Annotated in this window: 19 protein-coding genes and 1 pseudogene; 10 read left to right on the top strand and 10 right to left on the bottom strand. The window is 68.8% G+C overall.

Annotated elements, in window-relative coordinates; all coding sequences use genetic code 11:
• Nucleotides 1–2: 2 nt before the first annotated feature.
• On the bottom strand, nt 3–761 hold the full coding sequence (gene eutC, locus QTI68_RS16375) for an ethanolamine ammonia-lyase subunit EutC (protein ID WP_286522728.1): 759 nt from the start codon (nt 759–761) through the stop codon (nt 3–5).
• Nucleotides 758–2,152, bottom strand: coding sequence for an ethanolamine ammonia-lyase subunit EutB (locus tag QTI68_RS16370; RefSeq protein WP_286523186.1), 1,395 nt, complete (start codon nt 2,150–2,152; stop codon nt 758–760). Before QTI68_RS16370 ends, eutC begins: the two co-directional genes overlap by 4 nt.
• 109 nt (nt 2,153–2,261) lie before the next feature.
• Between QTI68_RS16370 and QTI68_RS16365 the strand changes: the two genes are divergently transcribed.
• A complete protein-coding gene (locus tag QTI68_RS16365) occupies nt 2,262–2,669 on the top strand; it encodes an FKBP-type peptidyl-prolyl cis-trans isomerase (RefSeq protein ID WP_286522726.1) in 408 nt (135 codons plus the stop codon).
• A gap of 344 nt (nt 2,670–3,013) precedes the next feature.
• Here QTI68_RS16365 and QTI68_RS16360 read toward each other — a convergent pair whose 3' ends face one another.
• Complete coding sequence (locus tag QTI68_RS16360) at nt 3,014–4,609, bottom strand: OpgD/OpgG family glucan biosynthesis protein (RefSeq protein WP_286522724.1); 1,596 nt, start codon at nt 4,607–4,609, stop codon at nt 3,014–3,016.
• Nucleotides 4,610–4,778: 169 nt separating this feature from the next.
• Here QTI68_RS16360 and ada point away from each other — a divergent pair, with 169 nt between their 5' ends.
• The 3 genes from ada (at nt 4,779) to alkB (ending at nt 7,272) form a co-directional block, all read left to right on the top strand.
• Nucleotides 4,779–5,861 (top strand): bifunctional DNA-binding transcriptional regulator/O6-methylguanine-DNA methyltransferase Ada, encoded by a 1,083-nt coding sequence (ada, locus tag QTI68_RS16355; protein WP_286522723.1) that lies wholly within the window; start codon nt 4,779–4,781, stop codon nt 5,859–5,861.
• A 61-nt stretch (nt 5,862–5,922) separates the two neighbouring features.
• Nucleotides 5,923–6,627: a 2OG-Fe(II) oxygenase gene (locus tag QTI68_RS16350; RefSeq protein ID WP_286522721.1), complete on the top strand. Its 705-nt coding sequence runs from the start codon at nt 5,923–5,925 to the stop codon at nt 6,625–6,627.
• The gene (alkB, locus tag QTI68_RS16345; protein WP_286522719.1) at nt 6,628–7,272 is read left to right on the top strand and encodes a DNA oxidative demethylase AlkB; all 645 of its coding nucleotides are present in this window, start codon (nt 6,628–6,630) and stop codon (nt 7,270–7,272) included.
• Here alkB and QTI68_RS16340 read toward each other — a convergent pair.
• The gene (locus QTI68_RS16340; protein WP_286522716.1) at nt 7,250–8,323 is read right to left on the bottom strand and encodes an MBL fold metallo-hydrolase; all 1,074 of its coding nucleotides are present in this window, start codon (nt 8,321–8,323) and stop codon (nt 7,250–7,252) included. The genes alkB and QTI68_RS16340 overlap by 23 nt on opposite strands.
• Before the next feature lie 15 nt (nt 8,324–8,338).
• Complete coding sequence (locus QTI68_RS16335) at nt 8,339–8,926, bottom strand: PAS and helix-turn-helix domain-containing protein (RefSeq protein ID WP_286522714.1); 588 nt, start codon at nt 8,924–8,926, stop codon at nt 8,339–8,341.
• Between the two features lie 91 nt (nt 8,927–9,017).
• On the opposite strand from QTI68_RS16335, the gene QTI68_RS16330 reads away from it, so the two are divergent.
• Nucleotides 9,018–9,818, top strand: a complete 801-nt coding sequence (locus tag QTI68_RS16330) for a CoA transferase subunit A (RefSeq protein ID WP_286522713.1) — start codon at nt 9,018–9,020, stop codon at nt 9,816–9,818.
• 1 nt (nt 9,819) lies between these two features.
• Complete coding sequence (locus QTI68_RS16325; protein WP_286522712.1) at nt 9,820–10,458, top strand: 3-oxoacid CoA-transferase subunit B; 639 nt, start codon at nt 9,820–9,822, stop codon at nt 10,456–10,458.
• 13 nt (nt 10,459–10,471) lie between these two features.
• On the opposite strand, the gene QTI68_RS16320 is transcribed toward QTI68_RS16325, so the two are convergent.
• A complete protein-coding gene (locus tag QTI68_RS16320) occupies nt 10,472–12,085 on the bottom strand; it encodes a glucan biosynthesis protein G (RefSeq protein WP_286522711.1) in 1,614 nt (537 codons plus the stop codon).
• A 169-nt stretch (nt 12,086–12,254) separates the two neighbouring features.
• Between QTI68_RS16320 and bglX the strand changes: the two genes are divergently transcribed.
• The 3 genes from bglX (at nt 12,255) to QTI68_RS16305 (ending at nt 16,748) form a co-directional block, all read left to right on the top strand.
• Nucleotides 12,255–14,552: a beta-glucosidase BglX gene (bglX, locus tag QTI68_RS16315; protein ID WP_286523185.1), complete on the top strand. Its 2,298-nt coding sequence runs from the start codon at nt 12,255–12,257 to the stop codon at nt 14,550–14,552.
• 22 nt (nt 14,553–14,574) lie between these two features.
• Nucleotides 14,575–15,966, top strand: a complete 1,392-nt coding sequence (locus tag QTI68_RS16310; RefSeq protein ID WP_286522709.1) for a CoA transferase — start codon at nt 14,575–14,577, stop codon at nt 15,964–15,966.
• Between the two features lie 71 nt (nt 15,967–16,037).
• Nucleotides 16,038–16,748 carry a YebC/PmpR family DNA-binding transcriptional regulator gene (locus QTI68_RS16305; RefSeq protein WP_286522707.1) on the top strand — a complete coding sequence of 237 codons (711 nt, stop codon included), beginning with the start codon at nt 16,038–16,040 and terminating at the stop codon, nt 16,746–16,748.
• A gap of 39 nt (nt 16,749–16,787) precedes the next feature.
• Here QTI68_RS16305 and QTI68_RS16300 read toward each other — a convergent pair whose 3' ends face one another.
• Nucleotides 16,788–18,005 carry an FAD-dependent oxidoreductase gene (locus tag QTI68_RS16300; RefSeq protein WP_286522706.1) on the bottom strand — a complete coding sequence of 406 codons (1,218 nt, stop codon included), beginning with the start codon at nt 18,003–18,005 and terminating at the stop codon, nt 16,788–16,790.
• Between the two features lie 109 nt (nt 18,006–18,114).
• Here QTI68_RS16300 and QTI68_RS16295 point away from each other — a divergent pair, with 109 nt between their 5' ends.
• Nucleotides 18,115–19,590 carry a flavin-containing monooxygenase gene (locus QTI68_RS16295; protein WP_286522704.1) on the top strand — a complete coding sequence of 492 codons (1,476 nt, stop codon included), beginning with the start codon at nt 18,115–18,117 and terminating at the stop codon, nt 19,588–19,590.
• Nucleotides 19,591–19,613: 23 nt separating this feature from the next.
• Here the strand turns inward: QTI68_RS16295 and QTI68_RS16290 are convergent, their stop codons facing one another.
• The 3 genes and pseudogenes from QTI68_RS16290 to QTI68_RS16280 form a co-directional block, all read right to left on the bottom strand.
• On the bottom strand, nt 19,614–21,185 hold the full coding sequence (locus QTI68_RS16290) for a Na/Pi cotransporter family protein (protein WP_286522703.1): 1,572 nt from the start codon (nt 21,183–21,185) through the stop codon (nt 19,614–19,616).
• A gap of 5 nt (nt 21,186–21,190) precedes the next feature.
• Nucleotides 21,191–23,928, bottom strand: a pseudogene (locus QTI68_RS16285) (cation-translocating P-type ATPase).
• A 70-nt stretch (nt 23,929–23,998) separates the two neighbouring features.
• Entirely contained in the window at nt 23,999–24,934 is a 936-nt protein-coding gene (locus QTI68_RS16280) for a polyphosphate kinase 2 family protein (RefSeq protein WP_286522702.1), read from the bottom strand.
• Nucleotides 24,935–25,015: the final 81 nt, after the last annotated feature.

Genomic DNA, 25,015 nt, shown 5'->3' with positions numbered 1-25,015 from the left:
CATCATAGGGAGGAGGGGAGATGGAGCTCGCTGTCGTCCTTCAGCGCGACGCCGGTGAGTCCCCGGCGCAGGGCTTCGCGCAGCAGCCAGCCGAGCTTGAAGGCGGCCGTTGCGTAGGCCAGCCCTTCGGGCCGCACGTTCGAGATGCAGTTGCGTTCGGCGTCGTGGCGGCCACGGCGCGGCGCGTGCGTGATGTAGATCCCGAGGCTGTCGGGCGAGCTCAGCCCCGGGCGTTCGCCGATCAGCATGACCGACAGCCGCGCGCCGAAGGCCTCGCCGATCTCGTCCGCCAGGGCGACCCGGGCCTGGGTCGCGACCACCACCGGCGTCAGCGTCAGCCCGGCCGGCAGATGGGCGCGCAGCGCGGCCAGCAGCGGGACGGCATGGCGCGCCACCGCCAGCGAGGACAGGCCATCGCCCACCACGATGCAGAGGTCGGCCGGCGGTCCGGCGGCGGCGTGCAGCCGCTCGGCGTCGCTGGCGTCGAGCTGGCGGCCGAGGTCGGGGCGGCGCAGGTAGGCGGTGCGGTCGGGGGCGCGGCTGCGAGCCTGGGCCACGGCCCATCCACCGTCGCGCAGGGCGGACTCGAGCGCCGGCACGTCGAGCGCGGCGTGGATTGCGTCGCGCGCCATCGCATGCGCCCAGCCGAAGCGCAGCACCTCGTCGGTCGGCATGCCGGCGCCGGCGCGGCCGAGCGCGAGCCGCGCCGGGGTGGCGCTGCGCCAGGCGCCCCAGGGGCTGGCGGTGACGATGTCGTTCATCGGGCGAGTGCCGCGAGGGCGCCCATGTCGGCGAGCAGGCGATTGGACGAGGGCGGATGGAGCCGGCCCGCGGCGTCGCTGATCTGCATGCGTTGCAGCCAGGCCTCGAACTCGGGCGCCCGCTTGAGGCCCAGGGTCTGGCGCAGGAACAGCGCGTCGTGGAAGGAAGTGCTTTGGTAGTTGAGCATGACGTCGTCGGCACCCGGCACGCCCATGATGAAGTTGATGCCGGCCGTGCCGAGCAGCACCAGCAGCGTGTCCATGTCGTCCTGATCGGCCTCGGCGTGGTTGGTGTAGCAGATGTCGCAGCCGATCGGCAGGCCGAGGAGCTTGCCGCAGAAGTGATCCTCGAGGCCGGCGCGGATGATCTGCTTGCCGTCGTACAGGTACTCGGGCCCGATGAAGCCGACCACGGTGTTGATCAGCAGGGGCTGGTAGCGGCGGGCCAGCGCGTAGGCGCGTGCCTCGCAGGTCTGCTGGTCGACGCCGAAGCTGGCGTTGGCCGACAGCGCGCTGCCCTGGCCGGTCTCGAAGTACATGCAGTTGCGCCCGACGGTGCCGCGCTGCAGCGACTGCGCCGCGGCATGGGCCTCGTCGAGCAACTCGGGCGTGACGCCGAAGGACAGGTTGGTCTGCTCGGTGCCGCCGATCGACTGGAACACCAGGTCGATCGGCGCCCCGGATTCGGCCAGCTTGAGCGTGTTGGTGACATGGGTCAGCACGCAGCTCTGGGTCGGGATCTCGAAGCGCTGGATGACTTCGTCGAGCAGCCGCAGCAGCTCGCCGAGGACCGGCATGCTGTCGGACGCCGGGTTGAGCCCGATCACGGCATCGCCGGCGCCCATCAGCAGACCGTCGAGCGTGGAGGCGGCGACGCCGCGCAGGTCGTCGGTCGGGTGGTTGGGCTGCAGCCGCACCGAGAGGTGGCCGGGCAGGCCGATGGTGTCCCTGAAGCGCGTGACCACGCTGCATTTGCGGGCCACTGCGACCAGGTCCTGGTTGCGCATGAGCTTGGAGGCCGCGGCCACCATCTCGGGCGTCAGGCCGGGCGCCAGCGCACTCAATGCCGTGGTGTCGGCGCGGTCGGACAGCAGCCAGTTGCGGAAGTCGCCGACCGTCAGGTGCGCTACGGGCGCGAAGGCCGCGGCATCGTGGCCGTCGATGATCAAGCGAGTGATGTTGTCGGCCTCGTAGGGGATCAGCGCCTCCGTCAGGAATTGCTTCAGCGGCGTCTCGGCCAGCACGTGGCGCGCGGCCATGCGTTGCTGCGCTGTGGCGGCGCCGATGCCCGCCAGGTAGTCGCCCGAACGTGCGGGGCTGGCAAAGGCCATGACCTGCCTCAGGTCGTCGAAGTCGAAGACCTGGGAGTCGATCGTGGTGCGATAGCGCATGGTGCGAGCAGAGAGTCGATGGGTGGCGGCGACGATGTGCAAGAGCGGTGCCAGGCCGGCGCCACCCGGCAATAATGAGGCTCTTCGTCCAATCAACCAAGGGTTTGCCGTGCGATCAGTTCTTTGTGCCGCCGTCGTTTCGTTGTTCGTCTTGCCGAGCGCCTTCGCGCAGTCGGCGCCGGTCACCAAGCCCAGCGGGCTGGTGTTCCAGTCGCTGGTCGACGGCAAGGGCGCCTCGCCGGCCGCGACCGACGTTGTCAAGGTGCACTACCGCGGCACCTTCCCCGACGGCAAGGAGTTCGACAGCTCCTACAAGCGCGGCGAGCCGACCGAGTTCCCGCTCAACGGCGTGATCCCGTGCTGGACCGAGGGCGTCCAATTGATGAAGGTCGGCGGCAAGGCCAAGCTGACCTGCCCACCGGGCATCGCCTACGGCACGCGCGGGGCGGGCGGGGTGATTCCGCCGAATGCGACCTTGAACTTCGAGATCGAGTTGATTGCTGTGAAGGGGAAGTAGGGCGGGGACGCTTTGGCGTTTGACGCTTGACGTTTGACGTTTGACGGCGGTGGGCGGCGGCGGCGGGCGGTATGCCCTGGGCCGGCCGACGTCACCGGCCCTTCGGGCTTCCCTGCGCTGCTCGCGGTACGCGGGGTCCGCGCAAACTCGCTCCGCTGCGCTCCACTCAAACACGCGCGGCCCTTTTCCCGCGCACCGCTGCGCTGCTCGGCGGTGCCTCAACGGCCGGCCCAGGGCATACCGCCCGCCACCGCTGACACGTTAGGGTTGCATCGGCGTTGGAGACGTCGGGATGGCCCGCACCGCATGCCGGGGCCCCACCAGCGACCAGATCTCCGTGCCTTTCAACCCGGCTGAAACTGATACAGCCAGGTCTCCGACAAAGTCTGTTCCCCGTTCTTCAGGAACAGGCGCATGTCGACCGCCTCGCCGCCCTCCGGCGTGAAATCGAACTGCGCCCGCCAATGTCCAGCAACGCCGTTCGGAACGGCTTCCGCGAAGACGTACGAGAACTTGCCGCGCGCCGCGGTCAGCACCAGTTCGGGCTTGACCCCGGAGGGCAGCGATTCCAGCGGCTTGCCGATGAACTCCACCATGAACTTGCGCACCCCCGCCGGCCGCGGCCGCCCCGGCTGGCCGCCGCGGCCCATGCGGGTGGCGATGCAGCGGGCCAGGGGCGAGGGGAAGGGCTCCACGGCGCTCCAGTGGAGGCGGTACTTGAGCGTCACGCTCGAGCCTGCGCTGGCCGGCGCCTTGGGCACCCAGCAGGCCAGCACGTTGTCGTGGATCTCGTCGTCGGTCGCAATCTCGATCAGCTGCACTTCGCCTTCGCCCCAGGCACCGAGCGGCTCGACCCACAGGCTCGGCCGCTTCTCGTACTGGACACCGTCCTGGTAGTGGTCGAAGCTGCGGTCGCGCTGCAGCAGGCCGAAGCCCTTGGGACTGTTGTCGGTGAAGGTCGAGGCACGGGTCTGGGTCGGGTTGTTGAGCGGCCGCCAGATGCGTTCGCCGGCGCCGTTCCACATCGCCAAACCGTCGGAGTCGTGCACCTCGGGTCGCCAGTCGATGCCGGTCGGCTTTGCCGTTTCGGAGTACCAGTACATCGAGGTCAGCGGCGCCAGGCCGAAGCGCTCGACATCGCGGCGCAGGAACAGCCGACATTCGACGTCCATCAACACGCCCTTGCCGCGCCGCAGCAGGAACTTGTAGGCGCCGGTGATGCTGGGCCCTTCGAGCAGTGCGTAGACCGTCATGCCGTCCGAGCCCGCGGTGGGCGGCTCGAAGTAGAAGCGCGTGAAGTCGGGGAACTCCTCCGGCCGGTCGGGCACGGCCGCATCGAGGGCGATGCCGCGCGCCGACAGCCCGTACTGGTAGAGCTCGCCGATGGCGCGAAAGTAGGAGGCGCCCTGGAAAGCCACCCAGTCGTTGTCCTGCCAGGGCCGCCCGGCCTGGTCGCCGAGCCGGCTCTCCTGCAGGCGGAAGCCCGCGAAGCCGGCGCCGGCGGGCAACTGCCTGGCCGGACTGTCGGCGGGCATCGTGAACAGCGCCGGGTCGTAGAGGATCTCGCGCGCGAAGCCGTCGCCGCGGGCATCCTCGAGCAGGTACATGTGGACCGGCACCGGGGCCAGGCGTCCCAGGTGGAAGAAGGTCACGGGAAACGCGCCGGGACCGTCCCGGAACAGCGCGTTGCGGGTGTCGAAACGGATCTTTCCCTGGGCGTCGTAGTCGATGCGCTGCAGCACGTCGGCCGGCAGCGAGGCATCGGGGACCCGGGGCTTGGCGGCCAGCGACTTCGACAATGCAACAAGGCGTTCGAAAGAGAAGGGCGAGGGCGGACTGAAGCGGAGGCCGGCGGCCGCCTGCGCGCCCGCGGGCAGGCCGAGAGAAGCCAGGGCCAGCGAGGCCCCACCCGCGACCAGAAGTGAGCGACGATCCATCATGTGGGCTCAATCTAGCGACGGCGCCGGCGGCGCTCCGTAGGCCGAAGGCTGATGACGCCGCAGGAGCGACCTGGTCCTACAGTCGAATTCGAAAGCAAGACACGGAGTGCGCGGCGCAGCGGCCTTTCCTACAGTGGTGGCACCGATCCACAACATGCCGAGGACAGAGATGAACATGAGCAACACCAACGAGATGCGGGCCCTCGCGACGGCGAGCGATCCGCGCTGGGCGGCGGTGGCCGCGCGCGATCCGGCCGCCGATGGCCGCTTCGTCTATTCGGTGCGGACCACCGGCGTCTACTGCCGGCCTTCGTGCGGCGCCCGTCCCGCGCGGCCCGAGAACGTCGACTTCCACGCCACCCCGGCCGAGGCCGAACGGGCGGGCTTCCGGCCCTGCATGCGCTGCCAACCCGACCAGCCGGCGCGCGCCGAGCGGCAGGCGGTGCAAGTCGCCGATCTGTGCCGCTTCATCGAAGGCGCCGAGCAGGCCCCCACACTCGACGAACTGGCCGAGCGGGCCGGCCTGAGCGCATCGCACGTGCAGCGGCTTTTCAAGGCGGTGACGGGGCTGACGCCGAAGGCCTACGCGGCCGCGCACCGCGCCCACCGCGTCCGCGAGTCGCTGGGCCGCAGCGACTCGGTCACCAGCGCCATCTACGACGCCGGCTACAACTCCAACGGCCGCTTCTACGAGGATGCCGACCGGACGCTCGGCATGACGCCCACGGCCTGGCGTGCCGGCGGTGCCGACACCGAGATCCGCTTCGCCATCGGCGCCTGCGCGCTCGGTGCCATCCTGGTGGCGCAGAGCGCGCGGGGCGTCTGCGCGATCGCGCTCGGGGACGATCCCGATGCGCTGGCGCGCGATCTGCAGGACCGCTTCCCGAAGGCCCGGCTGATCGGCGGCGACCCGGCCTTCGAGGCGCTGGTGGCCCGGGTGGTCGGCTTCGTCGAGGCGCCGGCGCTCGGGCTCGACCTGCCGCTGGACCTGCGCGGCACGGCCTTCCAGCTGCGCGTGTGGCGGGCGCTCCGCGAGATCCCGGCCGGCGCGACCGCGAGCTACAGCCAGATCGCCGAGCGCATCGGCGCGCCGAAGTCGGTGCGCGCCGTGGCCCAGGCCTGCGGCGCCAACGCGCTGGCGGTGGCGATCCCGTGCCACCGCGTGGTGCGCAGCGACGGCGGCCTCTCGGGCTATCGCTGGGGCGTGGAGCGCAAGAGCGCGCTGCTGCAACGAGAGGCGGAACACTCGTGAGCCCCCGCCCGGCCGTTCCGAAGGGGGCTCGCACCGCAGTGCGAAGCACGGAGGTTTCCCAGTGAGCGCACGCGACATCGACACGGTCGACTGGGCGCAGGTCGCAAGCGACCTCGACGAACAGGGCCATGCCGTCATCAAGGCCCTGCTGACGCCCGGGCAGTGCCGATCGATGGCCGCGCTCTACGCCGGGGCGGGCCCGTTTCGCAGCCGGGTCGTGATGGAGCGCCACGGCTTCGGACGCGGTGAGTACAAGTACTTCGACCATCCGTTGCCGGGCCTGGTCGCGGGACTGCGCGAATCGGTCTACCCGCGGCTGGCGCCGATCGCCAACCGCTGGAACGAGGCCATGGGCGTCGATGTGCGCTATCCGCCGCAGCATGCCGAGTTCATCGCCCGCTGCCATGCGGCGGGGCAATGCAAGCCAACACCTCTGCTCCTGCAATACGGCCCCGGCGACTACAACTGCCTGCATCAGGACCTCTACGGCGAGCAGGTCTTTCCGCTGCAGATGGTGGTGTTGCTGTCCGAGCCGGAGCGCGATTTCTCCGGTGGAGAATTCGTCATGACCGAGCAGCGCCCGCGCATGCAGTCGCGGCCGATGGTGCTGCCGCTGCGGCAGGGCGACGCCGCGGTGATCGCGGTGCATCACCGCCCGGTGCAGGGCACGCGCGGCGCCTATCGGGTCAACCTGCGCCACGGCGTGAGCCTCGTGAGGTCCGGCCGCCGGCACACGCTCGGCATCATCTTTCACGACGCCACCTGAATGACCCTGGACCTGTTCGAACCCGATGCGCCTTCGCTGGAGCCGCTGGCGCCCGGCGCGGTCGTGCTGCGGCGCTTTGCATGTCGGCACGATGCGGCCCTGCTCGCGGCCGTGCAGGCCGTGACCGCGCAGGCGCCGTTTCGCCATCTCGTGACCCCGGGCGGCTTCACGATGTCGGTCGCGATGAGCAACTGCGGTGCGCTGGGCTGGGTCAGCGATCGCACCGGCTACCGCTATGACCCGATCGATCCCGACAGCGGGCGGCCCTGGCCGTCGATGCCGGCCGCCTTTGCCGCGCTGGCGGCGCAGGCGGCGGCGGAGGCCGGCTTCGAGGGCTTCGTGCCCGATGCCTGCCTCGTCAATCGCTACCTGCCCGGCACCCGCCTGTCGCTGCACCAGGACCGCAACGAGCGCGATCTGGGGCAGCCGATCGTCTCCGTGTCGCTTGGCCTGCCTGCGGTGTTCCAGTTCGGCGGTCCGACCCGCAGCGAGCGGCCGCGGCGCGTGCCGCTGGCCCACGGCGACGTCGTGGTGTGGGGAGGGCCGGCCCGGCTCAGTTTCCACGGCGTGCTGCCGCTGAAGGAGGGCGAGCACCCGATGCTCGGCGCCTCGCGCATCAACCTCACGTTTCGGAAAGCGGGTTGAACGCGCGGCGCGACGGCAGCCGGCGCGTCTCGCCGATCGCGGTGACGAAGAATTCCTCTTCCGCCAGCCCTCTGAGCTCGCGCAGTTCCGCCAGCTTGCGCGGCGGCTCGTCGAGCGCCTCGTCGGTCAGCTGGAACACGCCCCAGTGGATCCCGAGCGAGCGCTTGGCGCCGAGGTCGGCGTGGATCCGCAAGGCTTCTCCCACATCCACGTGCTGGTCGCGCATGAACCAGCGCGGCGCATAGGCGCCGATCGGGATCAGCGCCAGATCGAAGCCGCCGCCTTGGGCCACGGTCTGCCGGTCGCTGAAGTGCTGGCGGATGTCGCCGAAGTCGCGCGAGTAGCCGGTGTCGCCCGTGAACAGCAGGTGGCAGTCGGGCGCCAGCACGGCGAAGCCGCCCCACAGAGTGGCCATGGCGTCGCGCGGGCTGCGCGAGGACCAGTGCTGGGCCGGCACCAGGGCCACTTCGACCGGGCCCCGCGGGCCTTCGAGTCGCTGGCGGTCCCACCAGTCGAGTTCGATCGAGCGCGTGATGCCGCGCGCCGCCAGCCAATCCTTGAGGCCCAGCGGCACGACGAACAGCGGCGGGCCGCCCGGCTGCCGGTTGAGCGCCGCCACGGAGGCCGCGTCGAGGTGGTCGTAGTGGTTGTGCGAGACCAGGACCAGGTCGACGTGCGGCAGCTCGGCCACCGCCAGCCCCGGGGCCGCATGGCGCCGCGGGCCGAGCAGCGGCAGCGGGGAGGCGCGCTGTGAAAACATCGGATCGGTCAGCAGGGTCAGTCCGCCCATCTGGACCATCGCCGTCGCGTGGCCGATCCAGGTGACGGCCGGTTGCATCTCGGCACCAGCGAGTGCGTTGGCACGCAGCCAGTCCAGTTCGGGCGCGACGCGCGGCGTCGCTGCCCGCGGCGGCGGCGGCAGGCGCAGTCGCGCCGCCTCGCGGCGCCAGCGCAGCAGCTCGGACAGGCTCTTGGGCTCGAACTCGAGGTAGTTGTTCTGGAAGCCGTTGGGGCGGTGGTGCGACTTGCCGGGGTCGTGGTACGGATTCATCGTGTGGCGCCGATGCTAGCCAGCGATCAATTTCTGCACCAGTTCGGCCGTGGTCGCCGCGGTGTACTTGCGCATCAGCCGGGCGCGGTGGATCTCGACCGTGCGGTGGCTGATCGCCAGCACCCGGCCGATCTCCTTCGAGGTCAGCCCCTTCATCAGCTGCGCCGCGACCTCGCGCTCGCGCGGCGTCAGGTCGGCCTTGGCGGCCCGCCGCGAGCCCAGGTCCTCGAAGGTCCAGATGCCGGCCTCGTGCGGCGCCTCGCGGTTCAGCGCCTGGCCGCTCACGTGGCACCAGAAGGTTTCGCCCGCAAAGGCACCGTGCAGGCCGCCCAGGCGCTTCATCATGCGGTTGTCCGCATAGCGGCCGCTGGCGTTCAGAATCGGCTCCATGCGCTTGCCGATGCGCTCGAATTCGACGACGCTCGGGTACAGGACGCGAAACGACTGTCCGACCAGCGCATCGCGCGTGGCACCGAACATCTCGCACAGGCGCAGGTTGCAGTCGACGATGATCCGATGGCGCGACAGCACCATGCCGACCGGCGCCTGCTCGAAGGCGAGCCGGTAGTCGATGGCGGCGAGCGCGGTGTCGGGTGTGTCCATTACGAAATACTACGTATGCCAGTACGTAGTATCGTCCGGGTTCGGATTTCGACCCGATTCAACCCCCATCCCCATCACCCAGCGAGGAACCATGGCGAACAAGATCTATCCCTCCGCCGACGCGGCGCTCAAAGGCGTCGTGGCCGACGGCCAGACCCTTGCCGTCGGCGGCTTCGGCCTGTGCGGCATCCCCGAGGCGCTGATCGACGCGCTGCACGACTCGGGCGTCAAGAACCTGACCTGCATCTCGAACAACGCCGGCGTCGACGGCTTCGGCCTCGGCAGGCTGCTCGAGACCCGGCAGATCAAGAAAATGGTCGCCAGCTATGTCGGCGAGAACAAGGAGTTCGAGCGCCAGTACCTGGCCGGCGAACTCGAGCTCGAATTCACGCCGCAGGGCACGCTGGCCGAGAAGCTGCGCGCCGGCGGCGCCGGCATCCCGGCCTTCTTCACCAAGACCGGCGTCGGCACCCAGGTCGCCGAAGGCAAGGAGCTGCGCGAGTTCGACGGCGAGACCTACGTCATGGAACGCTCACTGGTGCCCGACGTGGCGCTGGTCAAGGCCGACGTCGCCGACAAGTCGGGCAACCTGCGCTTCCGCCTGACGGCGCGCAACTTCAACCCGGCCGCCGCGATGGCCGGCAAGATCTGCATCGTCGAGGTCGAGAAGATCGTCGAGGTCGGCGAGCTGGCGCCCGACGACATCCACCTGCCGGGCATCTACGTGCACCGCATCGTGCTCAACGCCACGCCCGAGAAGCGCATCGAGAAGCGCACCGTGAGCGCCTCGGTCGATGCCGCCGCCGCCAAGGTCGAGGCCCAGGCCGCGATCGCGCAAGCGGCCGCCGGCGTCGAGGTGCCAGCCCCCATCAAGAACACCAAAGGAGCCTGACATGCCCTGGACCCAGGACCAGATGGCCGCACGCGCGGCAGAAGAACTCGAAGACGGCTTCTACGTCAACCTCGGCATCGGCATCCCGACCCTGGTCGCGAACTTCGTCGGCGACAAGGAAGTCTGGCTGCAGAGCGAGAACGGCATGCTCGGCATCGGACCCTTTCCGACCGAAGACCAGGTCGACGCCGACCTGATCAACGCCGGCAAGCAGACCGTGACCACCTTGCCGGGCTCGGCCATCTTCGGCAGCCACGACAGCTTCGCGATGATCCGCGGCGGCAAGATCAACCTGTCGATCCTCGGCGCCATGCAGGTCAGCGAGAAGGGTGACCTCGCCAACTGGATGATCCCGGGCAAGATGGTCAAGGGCATGGGCGGCGCCATGGACCTGGTGGCCGGCGTCAAGCGCGTGATCATCCTGATGGAACACGTCGCCCGCAAGAAGGACGGCACCGAGGACCTCAAGATCCTCGAGAAGTGCAGCCTGCCGCTGACCGGTGTCGGCGTGGTCGACCGCATCATCACCGACCTGGCCGTGATGGACGTCACGCCCGAAGGCCTCAAGGTGGTCGAGCTCGCGCCCGGCGTGAGCTTCGACGCCCTCCAGGCCAAGACCGGCGCGAAGCTGCTGGCCTGAGGCCGCGAGCCGCTCAGGGCGTCGCCGCGGGCGCTGGCGGCGCTGCTGCCGCCGGCGGCGGATTCGGCGGCAGCTGGTAGCTCCAGGTCTCGCTGATCGGCTGGTCGCCCTGCACCAGGGCGGCCCGCATCTCGACCGGCAGGGCCGGGTTCTTCACGCGCACCCGCAGCGATACGCGCCAGCCCTTGGTCGCCGGGTTGCGCTCGATGCCGACGTCGATCAGATCGGCGTTGTCGCCCACGCTGACCCGCGGCTTGACCTCGGTGCCGGCCGGCAGGCTGGCCAGCGCCGGGCCTTCGAAGTCGATCAGGAAGGCGCTGTTGCCGTCGAGCTTGCGGATCAGGTTGGCCTGCAGCTGCTCGCTGTCGGTGTGGAAGGTCTGGCGGACCCAGGCGTTGGCGGCATCGTGCAGCGCCGGCTCGTCGGTGGTCCAGTGCATGCGGTAGGCGAACTGCAGCATCTGGCCGCGCCGAGTGGGCGCGTCGGGCGTCCAGAAGGCCACGATGTTGTCGTTGGTCTCGTCCGGCGTCGGGATTTCCATCAGCGTGACCCGGCCCTTGCCCCATTGGCCCTGCGGCTCGATCCAGGCGCTCGGGCGCAGGTCGTAGCGATCCTTGAGGTCTTCGTAGCGCGAGAATTCGCGGCCGCGCTGCAGCAGGCCGAAGCCCTTCGGATTCTCGACCTCGAAAGAGCTGATCGCGAGCTGGCGCGGGTTGTTGAGCGGCCGCCAGAGCCATTCGCCGCTGCCGGTGCGCAGCGCGAGGCCGTTCGAATCATGGATCGCGGGCCTGAAGCCGCGCTTGAGGTCCGACTGCTGGTTCGGTCCGTAGAGGAACATGCTGGTCAATGGCGCGATGCCCAGCGTCTTGATGTCGCCGCGCACGAAGATGTTGGCCTGCACGTCGACCACCGCGTCCTTGCCCGCGGGCGTCACGATGAACTGGTAGGCGCCGGTGGCGCGCGGCGAGTCGAGCAGCGCGTAGATCACCAGCTGGCGGTCCTGCGGCGCCGGCCGCTGGATCCAGAATTCGCGGAAGTTGGGAAACTCCTCGCCGCCCGGCGGCGCGGTGTCGATCGCCAGCCCGCGGCTCGACAGCCCGTACACCTGGCCCTTGCCGATCACGCGGAAATAGCTGGCGCCGAGGAAGCTCACGATCTCGTCGAGCTTGTCGGGCTGGTTGATCGGGTAGAGCACCCGGAAGCCGGCGTAGCCCAATGCCTGGGTTGCGCCGCGGTCGAAGGCGAGGCCGCCGAAGTCGAAGCGGTCGGGGTCGTACTTGATCTCCTGCACGCCGTCGGCGGTGATCTCGTTGATCCGCACCGCCGAATTGAACTGCATGCCCTGGTGGTAGAAGTTCAGCCGGAACGGCGTGTCCAGGTCCTTCCATTCGAAGCGGTCGGCGCGCGGCTGCATCTTCTGGTAGTCGGCGAACTGCATGTCGCTGAAAGCCGGCGGCAGGTTGTTCACCGGCGCCACGTAGGGCTTGTTCATCAGGGTGCGTGCCTGCGCCGTGACGTCGTCGAGCGAGAAGGCCTGGGCCTGGCAGGCCCAGAGCAGCATGGCGGCGGAGGCCAGGGAAAGCAGCGCGGGCTTCGGGCCCCGGCGGCGGGCGGCGTGAGCAATCATGGAAATCAACTTATGGAAACTTCCTGTCGTATCTCGGATCTGTCCGGGTCGACAAATATCGGCTTAGCTTAGCATCCAGGGCTAGACAAGCCTTTCCCCTCGAGAGAGGGCCGTGCGCGAGACGCATCGCCGCACGCGGCGCCGAATCCATGAAAGAGACTGAATGAAGATGTCGTTTGTGCTGGCCCTGGCGGCCGGACTGGCCAGCCCGCTGGCCTTCTCCCAGGCGCAGCCCGCCGCACCGAAAAACAAGACGGCCTTGGTCGCCGACCTCATTTCAAGAATGACGCTGGACGAAAAGATCGGCCAGCTCCGGTTGATCAGCATCGGCCCCGAGATGCCGATCGCGCAGCTGGCCGACGAGATCGCGGCCGGCCGGGTCGGCGGCACCTTCAATTCGGTCAACCGCCCCGACAACCGCCGGCTGCAGGACGCGGCCATGAAGAGCCGGCTGAAGATCCCGATGTTCTACGCCTACGACGTGATCCACGGGCATCGCACCACCTTTCCGATCGGCCTCGGGCTGGCGTCGAGCTGGGACCTGGGCGCGGTCGACGTGATGGCGCGCACCGCTGCCCGCGAAGCCAGCGCCGACTCGATCGACTTGACCTTCGCGCCGATGGTCGACATCGCGCGCGACCCGCGCTGGGGCCGCACCTCGGAGGGCTTCGGCGAAGACCCCTACCTGGTGTCCGAGATCGCCAAGGCGGCGGTCAAGGGCTTCCAGGGCGGCACCTTGCCGGTGCCCGCCGGCCGCATCATGACGGCCGTGAAGCACTTCGCGCTGTACGGCGCGGTGGAAGGCGGGCGCGACTACAACACGGTCGACATGAGCCCGATGCGGATGTACCAGGACTACCTGCCGCCGTACCGCGCGGCGATCGATGCCGGTTCCGGCGGCGTGATGGTGGCGCTCAACTCGATCAACGGCGTGCCCGCCACCTCCAACACCTGGCTGATGCAGGACCTGCTGCGCAAGGACTGGGGTTTCAAGGGCGTGGCGGTGAGCGACCACGGCGCCATCATCGAGCTGATCCGCCATGGCGTGGCCAAGGACGAGCGCGAGGCCGCCAAGCTCGCGATCAACAACGGCATCGACCTCAGCATGGCCGATTCGGTCTACCTGAAGGAGCTGCCGGGCCTGGTCAAGTCCGGCGAGGTGAGCATGAAGGCGATCGACAACGCGGTGCGCGAGGTGCTGGGCGCCAAGTACGACATGGGCCTGTTCCGCGACCCGTACCTGCGCATCGGCGTGGCCAAGGACGATCCGCCGGACCTCAATGCCGACAGCCGCCTGAGCCGTCCGGCCGCGCGCGAGGTGGCGCGCAAATCGATGGTGCTGCTCGAGAACCGCAACCGCACGCTGCCGCTGGCGCGCTCGGCCGCCATCGCGCTGGTCGGCCCGCTGGCCGACGCGCCGATCGACATGCTCGGCAGCTGGTCGGCGGCGGGCTATTCGAAGAACGCGATCACCTTGCGCGCGGGCCTGAACGCCGCGGTCGCGAAGGACGGCAAGGGCCGCGTGATCTATGCGCGCGGCGCCAACATCACCAACGACGAGGGCGTCGTCAAGTACCTCAACTTCCTCAACTGGGACACGCCCGAGGTGACGCAGGACCCGCGCACGCCGGCCGAGATGATCGACGAGGCGGTGAAGGCCGCGCAGCAGGCCGATGTGGTCGTGGCCGCGGTCGGCGAGGCGCGCGGCATGTCGCACGAGTCGTCGAGCCGCACCAGCCTGGACCTGCCGCAGAGCCAGCGCGACCTGATCACCGCGCTCAAGGCCACCGGCAAGCCGCTGGTGCTGGTGCTCATGAACGGCCGCCCGCTGGCACTGGTGCGCGAGCAGCAGGAGGCCGACGCGATCCTCGAGACCTGGTACACCGGCACCGAGGGCGGCAACGCGATCGCCGACGTGCTCTACGGCGACTACAACCCGGCGGGCAAGCTGCCGATCTCGTTCCCGCGCTCGGTCGGGCAGATCCCGACCTACTACAACCATCCGCGGCTGGGCCGCCCCTTCACGGAAGGCAAGCCGGGCAACTACACCTCGCAGTACTACGAGGAGATCACCGGCCCGTTGTATCCGTTCGGCTATGGCCTGAGCTACACCGACTTCACGCTGTCGGACGTCACGCTGTCGAGCCCGACCATGGCGCGCAACGGCAAGGTGGAAGCGATCGTGACCGTCAAGAACACGGGTCAGCGCGCGGGCGAGACCGTGGTGCAGCTCTACATCCAGGACGTGGCCGCGTCGGTGGTCCGTCCGGTCAAGGAGCTGAGGGATTTCCGCAAGCTCATGCTGCAGCCCGGCGAGGAGCGCCAGGTGCGCTTCACGGTCGACGAGGACAAGCTCAAGTTCTTCAATGCCCAGCTGCGCCGCGTTGCGGAGCCTGGCCGCTTCAACGTGCAGATCGGGTTCGACTCGCAGAGCGTGCGCGAGCAGGGATTCGAACTGCTGCAGTAACGACCCGATGAAAGGCCGCGCCATGAACGCCTTCGATGCCCTGCGCAGCATTTGGCTGCAGGCCGGACTGCCCGAGGAGGCGCTGTCGCAGGTGCAGCTCCCGGGCGCCGATCCGGTGCTGCCTTCGTCCTTTGCGGTTGGCACCGCGGCGCAGAGCAGCATCGCGGCGGCGGCACTGGCGGCCTGCGAACTCGGCCACCAGCGCGGTGTCGCGCGCCAGGCGGTGAGCGTCGACATGCGGCATGCGGCGCTCGAATGCACCGGGTGGTTCAGCCTCGACGGCCGGGTGCCCGAGCTCTGGGATGCCTTCTCGGGCCTCTATCGCAGCTCGGATGGCTGGGTGCGCATCCATGCCAACTTCGCGCACCATCGCGAAGGCGCGATGCGGCTGCTGGGGCTGGACCCGCAGCGCGCGCAGCGCGCCGATGCCGAAGCCGCGATGCGGGGCTGGAAGGCGGTCGATTTCGAAGAAGCCGCGGCCGCGCAAGGCCTGGTCGCGACCGCGCTGCGCCGCTTCGAAGAGTGGGATGCGACCCCGCAGGGCAGGGCGCTGGCCGATCAGCCGCTGTTCACCATCGAACGCATCGACGATGCATCGCCGCAGTCGCTGCCGCCGCTGGCAAAAGACCAGCGCCCGCTGGCCGGCCTGCGCGTGCTCGACCTCACGCGCATCCTGGCCGGCCCGGTGGGCGGTCGCGCGCTGGCGGCCTATGGCGCCGACGTGATGCTGGTCAACTCGCCGAAGCTGCCGAACATCGAGGCCATCGCTGACACCAGCCGCGGCAAGCTGTCGGCGCATGTCGACCTCCAGACCGCCGAAGGCAAGGAGACGCTGACGCGCCTGCTGGCCGACGCGCATGTGTTCGTGCAGGGCTATCGCCCGGGCGGGCTCGCGGCGCTCGGCTTCGGGCCTGAAGACACCTCGCGCATCCGGCCCGGCATCGTCCACGTCTCGCTCTCGGCCTACGGCACGCGCGGACCCTGGGCCGGGCGGCGCGGCTTCGATTCGCTGGTCCAGACGGCCATGGGCTTCAACCACGCCGAGGGCGAGGCCGCCGGCGACGGCAAGCCCCGGCCGCTGCCGATGCAGATCCTCGACGAGGCCACCGGCTACCTGATCGCGATGGGCGCGGCGGCGGCGCTGTGGCGCCAGCAGCGCGAGGGCGGCAGCTGGCACGTGCAGGTGTCGCTGGCGCAGACCGGGCGCTGGCTGCGCGGGTTGGGGCGGATCGAAGGCGGTCTCGGCGTGGCGGTGCCCGATCGGACGCCGTACCTGGAGACCTCGGCCTCGGGCTTCGGCGAGTTGTGCGGGTTGAGGCACAGCGCGCAGTTGGCGCGGACGCCAGCGGGGTGGACGCGGCCTTCGGTGCCGCCGGGGAGCGATCCGGCGGTGTGGCCGGCGCAAGGCCGGTAGCGGCCGTCGTGCCTTGGCCTTGCGGCAAAATCCTGTACCCGCGGCAAAGCCGAACTTCAAGGACACAACACATGGGCGCGCAATGGAAAGCCAAGCACAAGGACCTGGCGGCCAACGCCAAGGGCCGCCTGTTCGGCAAGCTCGCGAAAGAAATCATGATCGCCGCGCGCAGCGGGGCCGATCCGGGGTCGAACGCCCGGCTGCGGCTGGTGGTCGAGCAGGCCCGCAAGGTCTCGATGCCCAAGGACACGCTCGAGCGTGCCATCAAGAAGGGCGCCGGACTGACCGGCGAGTCGGTGCATTTCGATCACGTGATCTACGAAGGCTTCGCACCGCACCGGGTGCCGGTGATGGTCGAATGTCTGACCGACAACGTCAACCGCACCGCGCCCGAGATGCGGGTGCTGTTCCGCAAGGGGCAGTTGGGTGCTTCGGGCTCGGTCGCCTGGGATTTCGACCACCTGGGGATGATCGAGGCCGAAGCCCGGCAGGCCGGTGCCGACCCTGAGCTCGCGGCCATCGAGGCCGGGGCCCAGGACTTCGAGCCGGGCGAGGAAGGCGTCACTGTGTTCCTGACCAGTCCGGCGGACCTGGACCTGGTCAGCCGCGCGCTGCCGGCCCAGGGCTTCACGGTGCTGTCGGCCAAGCTCGGCTACAAGGCCAAGAACCCGATCGATCCGGCGAGCCTGAGCGCCGAGCACCTCGAAGAGGTCGAAGCCTTCCTGGCCGCCATCGATGCGAACGACGACGTGCAGAACGTGTTCGTGGGGCTGGCGGGGTAGCACGCGATTGCCGCCAGGCCCGGCGTACCGGCCCGGGCTTCATGCGAGAGGGGCGGGCCGACTGGGGTCGGCAGGTGGATACGCCGCCGTCCCGCCAGGATGGGATCTCGCAGGCGCCGCCAGGCTGCGCTTCATCAGCCAAGGCACGCCCGGAATGCGCAGTCCCGCTGCGAACGCCACGTCCCGCCACCTGCCTGCACCCTGCGCCTGGAAGCACGGGGTCAGCAATCGGCTCAAGGTCTGAAAACTCTGGGAGCGCCGCAACCGTCGCGATGAAAACGCTTGCGTCGCTCCCATCGCCCCATGTTGCGCCACGGCGTGGGCAAGCGCGAGGGCGTCTTCCACGGCGAGCGTCGTCCCCAGGCCGAGCTGAGGGCTCATGGCATGCGCCGCATCGCCGACCACGCACAGCGGGCCGGCGCCCATCGAGCGCGGCCACGTATGGCGATAGGTCGCGAACGCCAGGTCGTCGTGATGGCGAATCTGGCCGACCACGGGCTCGGACTCGGGCCAGAGCGACAGCACATGCGCTCGCCAGCCGGCCAGGTCGGTCGAGCGCCAGGCTGCGTAGCGGTCGCCGCGAATGCTCCAGAAGAAGGACAGCCGGACGGCGCTGCCGGAAATCTCGGTCGGCAGAAGGCCCATCATCTCCGAGGTTCCCCGGAACCGCTGCAGAAGCACTTCGGAATCCTTCCAGGCCGGCACCCAGAACTGGCCCCAAAGGGCGCCCCACCGGTAGGCCTTGGAAGGGCCTGCAAGGCCGGCACTTTCCCTCAAGCGGGAAGCTGCCCCATCCGCAATGGCGAACAGGTCGAAATCCGAGGCGCCGGCATTCGTCGTCGCTCTCGCACGCCCATCCACCACATTCAGTGACTCGACATGGCGCGCCAATGAGAAATGGACGCCGGCGGATCGGGCCGCGTCGTAGAGAACACGAGCAAGCAGGGCCCGGCTGACGGCGCGCGCTGGTGCGTCTTCGTAGTCGATGTCGACCACGCGCCAGCCGCGGTGGCTGGTTCCAAGCAGTCGTCCGATGGGGACGCTGACCTCATCGAACTCGCGCCGCACGCCGAGTGCTTCGAGCGCCCGAAGTCCTTGCGGTTGGATGAGCAGCCCCGCGCCCAGGGGTTCAAGCGTCGGATGCTTCTCGAAGACCTCGACCCGGTGGCCCAAGCGCGCCAGCGCGATGGAGGTCGCCAGACCGGCGGGCCCGGCACCGGCGATTCCGATGTTCAGTTTTCTTTGCAGTGGCTGCATGCGGCGGAGATGGGATGCGCCAGCATATCAGCGGCAGCTGAGAGAATCGGCCCTGCACCGGGAAGCGTCCCCAGCAGGGACGATCCCGGCGAGGATGGAGGTTCCAACGATGCCAAGAGTCGCAATCATCGGGGCCGGGCCGGGCGGGTTGGTCGCTGCCCGCTACCTGCAATCCGAAGGCTTCGAGCCCGTGCTGTTCGAGCAGGCGCAAAGGCCTGGCGGCCAATGGAGCGGCGATCCGATCTGCAGCGGCGTATGGCCATCGATGCGCACCAACACCAGCCGCGTTCTCACCCAATTCAGCGACTTGCCGCACGCGCCGGGCCTCGCGGTCTATCCGTCCAATCGCGAGATCGGCGACTACCTGCTGCGCTATGCGGACCGATTCCACCTGTCCGGGCGAATACGACTGCGAACCAAGGTGCACGAGATTGCGCCCGTGCCTGGCGGCTGGGCCGTGCGCCACGATGCGCACGACGCAGAGATCTTTGACAGAGTCGTGGTCGCCTGTGGCCGCTTCCAGCACTCGCGCATTCCCGAGGTGCCGGGGCTGGCGTCTTTTTCGGGCAGCCATGGCGTGGCGCATACCGCCGCCTACAAGCATCCGGAGCGCTACCGCGGCAAGCGCGTGCTCGTCGCGGGCTGTGCCATCAGTGCCCTCGAGGTCGCCAGCGATCTCTGCATGCTCGGCGCGGCGAGGGTGGACCTGTGCCATCGTCGGCAGCGCTATGTGTTGCCGAAGCTGGTGGCGGGCGTGCCCTCGGACCATCGCGTGTTCACGCGCTTCCAGGCGCTGGCGGAGGAGTCGCTGCCGCGCAGCGAATTCGGAGAAATGCTCAAGGGGCTGGTGCTGGCCTGGGGCGGCAGTCCCGAACAATTCGGCGCGCCGAAGCCGGCCGACAGCATCCTCGATGCGGGGCTGACATTGAGCCAGCATTTCTTGCCACTGGTCGCCGAGGGCCGGATCGAGGTGCGTCCCTGGTTCGACAGGGTCGAAGACACGCGTGTTCGCTTCAGGGACGGGTCCTCCGAGATCTACGACGGCATCGTTTTCGGCACCGGCTTCGAGCTGAAGATGCCCTTCCTCGGCGAGCCGACCCGCCGCATGCTTGGACTTGACGCGCAACGGCTCGATCTCTTCCGCCACACCTTCCATCCGCAGCTGCCCGGACTGGCGTTCGTGGGCATCTGGGATCAGTCGGGCCCGATGTTTCCGCCGGTCGAGTTGCAGGCCCGTTGGATCGCCTATGTCTGGAGCGGCGCCATCGCAGCGCCCACACTTGAGGAAATGGAGGTGGGCGTTGCCGAGTGCCGCGCGCGTGGCGTGCCGGAGAAAACCAAGATGAACCTGATGGCCTTGCTGTTTGCGCGCGCCGCGGGCGTGGAGCCCGATCCGCAGCGCTGGCCTCGGCTCGGGCGTGCCCTGTTGTTCGGGCCGTTGGCGCCGGTCTCGTTTCGCCTCGAAGGTCGCGATGCGTTGCCGGATGCGCCGGACCGGTTTGCCGAAGAGGCCAGGGCTTTCGGCTGCATGCAGTCTTCGCAGTTTCAGGAATCCGAATTGCAGCAGCTGCGGCGACTGGCCTGAGGTTCTCTTTTCGCCCCGGTCGCCTACTCGCCGCCGGCCGCGTGCAGCGACTCGATCAGCTGCCGCGCGCCCTGAAGCGCACTCTCGGCCCATCGCAGCGATTCGAGCGCCGCCGCCGCCGTCGCCGCCGGCATGCGACGCAGAGCGACATCGCCGAGAAGCCGTTCACGCTCGGCTTTCCGTTCCTGGCCGAGTTGCTCCCGGGCGGCTTCGACGGACGAGGCGACCGTCGCCCCGGTCGCGGCTTCGGGATCGTTCGTCGTGTCGAGCCAGACGGCCAGCGCTTCGGCGCCCGCCCCGTACCCGGGCGGAGGCTTCCAGTCGCCGACCGCCGCGGGAATGCGTGCGAGTTCCCGCTCGAGCGCCGAGAGGTCATCCAGTGCGTGGCAGATGCGCACCAAGCGGTACTCCGCGATGCTCGGGTCGATGGTGTCCAGCGACACCGATTCGAGGAACTGCTCGATCTGCTGGATCGCCTGGGTCGGCGGGGTGTAGTCGACCCGCTCGCCCGCGAGGCTGGCACGCACGGCGCCGATCCCGCCGCGCGCCACTTCGAGGATCGCTCGCCATGCGGCTTCGAGCGCGATCGTGCCGCCCGTTCGCGCGACCGCGGGATCGAGGTGGCTCACCGCGGTTTCGCCGCCGCTGCCGGCGATCCGGCTGATGATCTGCGCGAAGCGATCGAGCCAGGGATAGAACACCAGGATGCCCGCGAGCTTGAAGATGCTGCTGAAAGCCGCCAGCGCCAGCACGCCGTCGAGGTCGCCCATCCGTCCGCCCAGCCACTCCGCTGCGCTGACCAGCGGACCCAGAAAGACGATGCCGAGCACGCCGACGACCAGGCTGAAGGTGACGTGGGCGAGCGCGGTGCGTCGCACCGCCAGGCCGCCGCCGAGCGCCGCGAGGGCGCTCGTCGCGGCCGTCCCGATGCTCTGCCCGACGACCATCGCGCACGCCTGCACGAACGTGAGCGAACCCGCGTCGAGTGCCACCAGCGTGGTCGCCGCGGCGGCGCTCGAACTCTGCATGACGATCGTCATGACGACGCCGATCCCGGCGAGCACCCAGCGTGCGAAGAGGCCGGTTCCCGCGAACGATTCGAGGTTCCAGGTGACGCCTTTCATGCCGGTCTGGAGAAAGTCGATCCCGGTGAAAAGCAGCCCGAAGCCGGCGAGGATCGCCCCGAGCGAGCGCAGTCGGCCCCGGGCGACCAGCCACAGCAGCGCACCCACGCCGAGCAGCGGCAGGGCGCCGTCGGCGATCCGGACGCGGAATCCGAAGACCGCGACCAGCCACGGCGTCGAGGTGGTTCCGAAGGTGGCGCCGATCGTGACCCCGATGGCCTGCGTGAAGGTGATGAGGCCGGCGCTGACGAAGCCGATCACGGTCAGGATGGTCGCGGTCGAGGACTGGATCGCCGCGGTGAACACGGCCCCGGAGACCACGGCGCTGAAGCGGCCGGACACCGCCGTCTGGAGCGTCCGGCGAAGCGAGTCGCCCGCGAAGCTCTTCAGGCCTTCGGTGAGATGGTGAATCCCCAGAAGAAAGAGGCCCAGTCCGCCGAGGACCTTCAGGACGACGGCTGTATCTTCCATGCCGGTCATGCTCCGGCCTCCGTCGCAGTGACCGCACCGCGCAGCGATGCGCTGGAACGGATGACGAACTTCTCCAGCTCCATCACGAGGAAGAACACGAACCCTCCCAGGATCAGCGAGGGCCACAGCGCCAGCGGGATCGCCTCGTTGTCGAACAGGCGCTGCAGCGGCGGCGCATAGGTGAACAGGGCCTGCAGCACCACCACCGCGCCGATGCCCAGCGGCAGGTACTTGTTGCCCAGGTGCGCGCTCGGCGACAGCGAGCTGTCGATCAGGTAGCGGCTGTTGAGCAGGTAGAACACCTGGCCGATCGTGATCGCGTTGACCGCCACGGTGCGCGCGAGCGCGTCGGAGGCGCCATACCGCTTCATCCAGAAGAAGGCGCAGAGCGTGAACGCCAGCAGCGACAGCCCGACGAACACCGCGCGCCAGATGCCGAAGCCGGTCAGGATCGGCCGGTTCACCGCGCGCGGCGGCCGGCTCATGACGTCGAGTTCGTGCGGCTCGAAGGAGATCACCAGCCCGAGCGCGACCGAGGTCACCATGTTCACCCACAGCACTTGCGGGGCGGTGATCGGCATCGTGAAGCCGAAGAAGATCGCCACCGCGATCACCAGCGCCTGCGCCACATTGGTGGGCAGCATGAAGAGGATCGCCTTCTCGATGTTGTTGTAGACCGTGCGGCCTTCCTTGACCGCGGCGCCGATCGAGGCGAAGTTGTCGTCGGCCAGGATCATTCCCGCCGCCTCCTTGGTGACGTCGGTGCCCTTGATGCCCATGGCGACGCCGATGTCGGCCTTCTTGAGCGAGGGCGCGTCGTTCACGCCGTCGCCGGTCATCGCCACGATCTCGCCGTTGGCCTGGATCGCCTTCACCAGGCGCAGCTTGTGCTCGGGGCTCGCGCGCGCGAACACATCGACGTGGCGCACCTTCTCCTGCAGGGCGGCCTGGTTCATCTCCTCGACCTCGCCGCCGGTGAGGGCGGTCTTGCCGTCGCCGATGCCGAGCATCTTCGCGATCGCGGCCGCGGTGATCTTGTGGTCGCCGGTGATCATCGTGACGCGGATGCCGCCGCCGTGGCATTCCTTCACCGCCTCGATCGCTTCCTTGCGCGGCGGGTCCAGCAGGCCGATCAGTCCGAGCAGGACGAGGTTCTTCGGCAGGTCGGCCGGTCCGAGGCTGCCCCCGTCGAGGCCCGGGTCGTCGAGCCACGCGAGCCCGAGCACGCGCTCGCCCTGGGCCGCGATCCTGTCGGCCACCGCGGCGAAGTGCTCGCGGTCTAGCGGCGCCGCCTGTCCGTCCCGGTTCTGCTGGCGGTCGCAATGCGCGAGGATCACTTCTGGCGCGCCCTTGACGAGCAGGAACTCGCCGCCCTCGGCGTGCCGGTGCAGCGTCGCCATGAACTTGTGCTCCGACTCGAAGGGGATGGCATCGATTCGCGGATAGGCCTTGGTTTCGGCTTCGCGGTCCATCCCGAGCTTGCCCGCGAAGGGATACAGCGCGCCTTCGGTCGGATCGCCTTCGACCTTCCAGACGCCGTCCTGCTGGAAGACTGCCGCGTCATTGCACAGCAGCGAGACGCGACCCAGCAGTGCGAGCACGGGGTCGGTGGTGTCCGCGGGCTTTCCTGCCTGCTGCACCTCGCCTTCGGGTGCGTAGCCGTTGCCGCTGACCTGGTACTCGGACTCGGCGGTGGCGGCCGACACCACCATCATCTCCATCAGCGTGAGCGTGCCGGTCTTGTCCGAGCAGATGCGGGATACCGAGCCCAGCGTTTCAACCGCCGGCGCCGGATGATCGCGTTGCGCTGGGCCATGCGCTGCACGCCGATCGCGAGCGTGATCGTGATGAGCGCCGGCAGCCCTTCGGGGATCACCGACACCGCGATCGCGATGACGGCCTGGAACAGCGACACGAAGTCCATGCCTGCGATCCACTTGCCGTAGGCGAAGATGAGGACGCTCACCACGCCGATGACCCCGGTGATGGTGTAGCCGAACTGCTTGATCTGGCGCAGCAGCGGGGTTTCGAGTGGGCTGACGCTGGCGAGCAGCTGGTTGATGCGGCCGAGTTCGGTGTCGGCGCCGGTGGCCACCACGATGCCGGTCGCCCGCCCCGACACGACCATCGTGCCCGAGAACACCATGCTCTCGCGGTCGCCCACGGTCGACTGTTCGGCCACCGGGTTGGCGGTCTTGTCCGCGGGCACCGATTCGCCGGTGAGCGCCGCTTCCTCGGTGCGCAGGTTCTTGGCATCGGCCAGCCGGAGGTCCGCGGGCACCTTGTCGCCCGATTCGAGCAGCACCACATCGCCGGGCACGAGTTCCTCGGCCGCGATCATGCGCGGCTCTCCGCCGCGCAGCGTGCGCGCCTCCGCCGAGAGCATGTTGCGGATCGAGTCGAGCGCCTTTTCCGCCTTGCCCTCCTGGATGTATCCGAGCAATGCGTTGAGCAGGACGACGGCGAAGATGATCGAGGCATCGATCCACAGCCCCAGCAGCAGCTTGACGAAGCCCGCGCCGAGCAGCACGTAGACCAGGATGTTGTGCAACTGCGAGAGGAAGCGCATGAAGGCCCCGCGCTTCTTGCCCTCGGGGAGGCGGTTGGGTCCGTATTTCTGCAGCCGGGCCGTCGCTTCGCCCGCGTCCAGGCCTTGCACCGTGTCGGTCGCGAGGCGCGTCGTGACGTCATCGACCGCGAGCGCATGCCACGGTGTCGAACCGCCTATGGCCGGCGGGGTCATCGCGTTGTTGTTCATGCTCCTGCCTCCTTCGTATCGGACGCACCGCGAACGGCAGCCGGCGCGTGAATCGTCATGCCTTCTTCGTGCGCGCACGCGGCGCTGCTTTCTCCTTCTCTTGCATCAGCGCGGTGCGCGCGGCAGCCAGGCCCGCCTTCTTCTGCGCATCGACCTTGGGATAGTGCAGGTTGAGCTTCTCCACCGCTTCGACGACCGCCGCGGCCACGACCAGCCGCGTGAACCACTTGTTGTCGGCGGGCACCACGAACCAGGGGGCGCGCTTGGAAGCGGTCGCCCGGATCGTCTCTTCGAACGCCGCCATGTAGTCGTTCCAATATTGCCGTTCCTGGATGTCGGAGGCGGAGAACTTCCAGTGCTTGTCCGGTCGATCGAGGCGCGCCAGAAAGCGCTTTTTCTGCTCCTCTTTCGATACATAGAGGAAGAACTTGAGCACCACTGTTCCCTGCAGGGTGAGGTAGTCCTCGAAGTTCGCGATCTCGGTCAGGCGCTCGTCCCAGATGCGCTCGCTCACCAGCTCGGGCGGCAGCATCTGGCCCGCGAGGATGTCCTGGTGCACGCGCACCACCAGGACTTCTTCGTAGTACGAGCGGTTGAAGATGCCGATGCACCCGCGCTCGGGCAGGCGCTTGATGTAGCGCCACAGGAAGTCGTGCTCGAGCTCCTCCTTCGAAGGCACCTTGAACGACGACACGTGGCATCCCTGGGGATTGATGCCCGACATCACGTGCTTGATCGTGCTGTCCTTGCCGGCGGCATCCATGGCCTGAAAGACGAGCAGCACCGACCACCGGTCCTGCGCATAGAGCATGTCCTGCTCTTCGGCGAGCCATCGAACGCCGCGCTCGAGAAGTTGCGCTGCCTCGCCCTTGTCGATGAGTCCGCGTGTGTCGCTCGGGTCAAAGTCCTTCAGGCGGAAACGCTTGCCGTTGGTGACGATGAACGGCTCGGTCAGCCTGCGGGTCTCCTTGAGGATCTCCTTGCGTGGCATCGTGATTCCTCCTGGTGCATATGCTTGTCCGTTGCACGACGGGCGCGACTGCGGCGCCTGGTCACTGGCATCACTCAGCCA

This window comes from Variovorax sp. J31P207 (genome assembly GCF_030316965.1).
Classification (GTDB): domain Bacteria; phylum Pseudomonadota; class Gammaproteobacteria; order Burkholderiales; family Burkholderiaceae_C; genus Variovorax; species Variovorax ginsengisoli_B.
The sequence above is the reverse complement of the archived record's forward strand: the minus strand, read 5'-3'. Positions and strand labels throughout refer to the sequence as shown.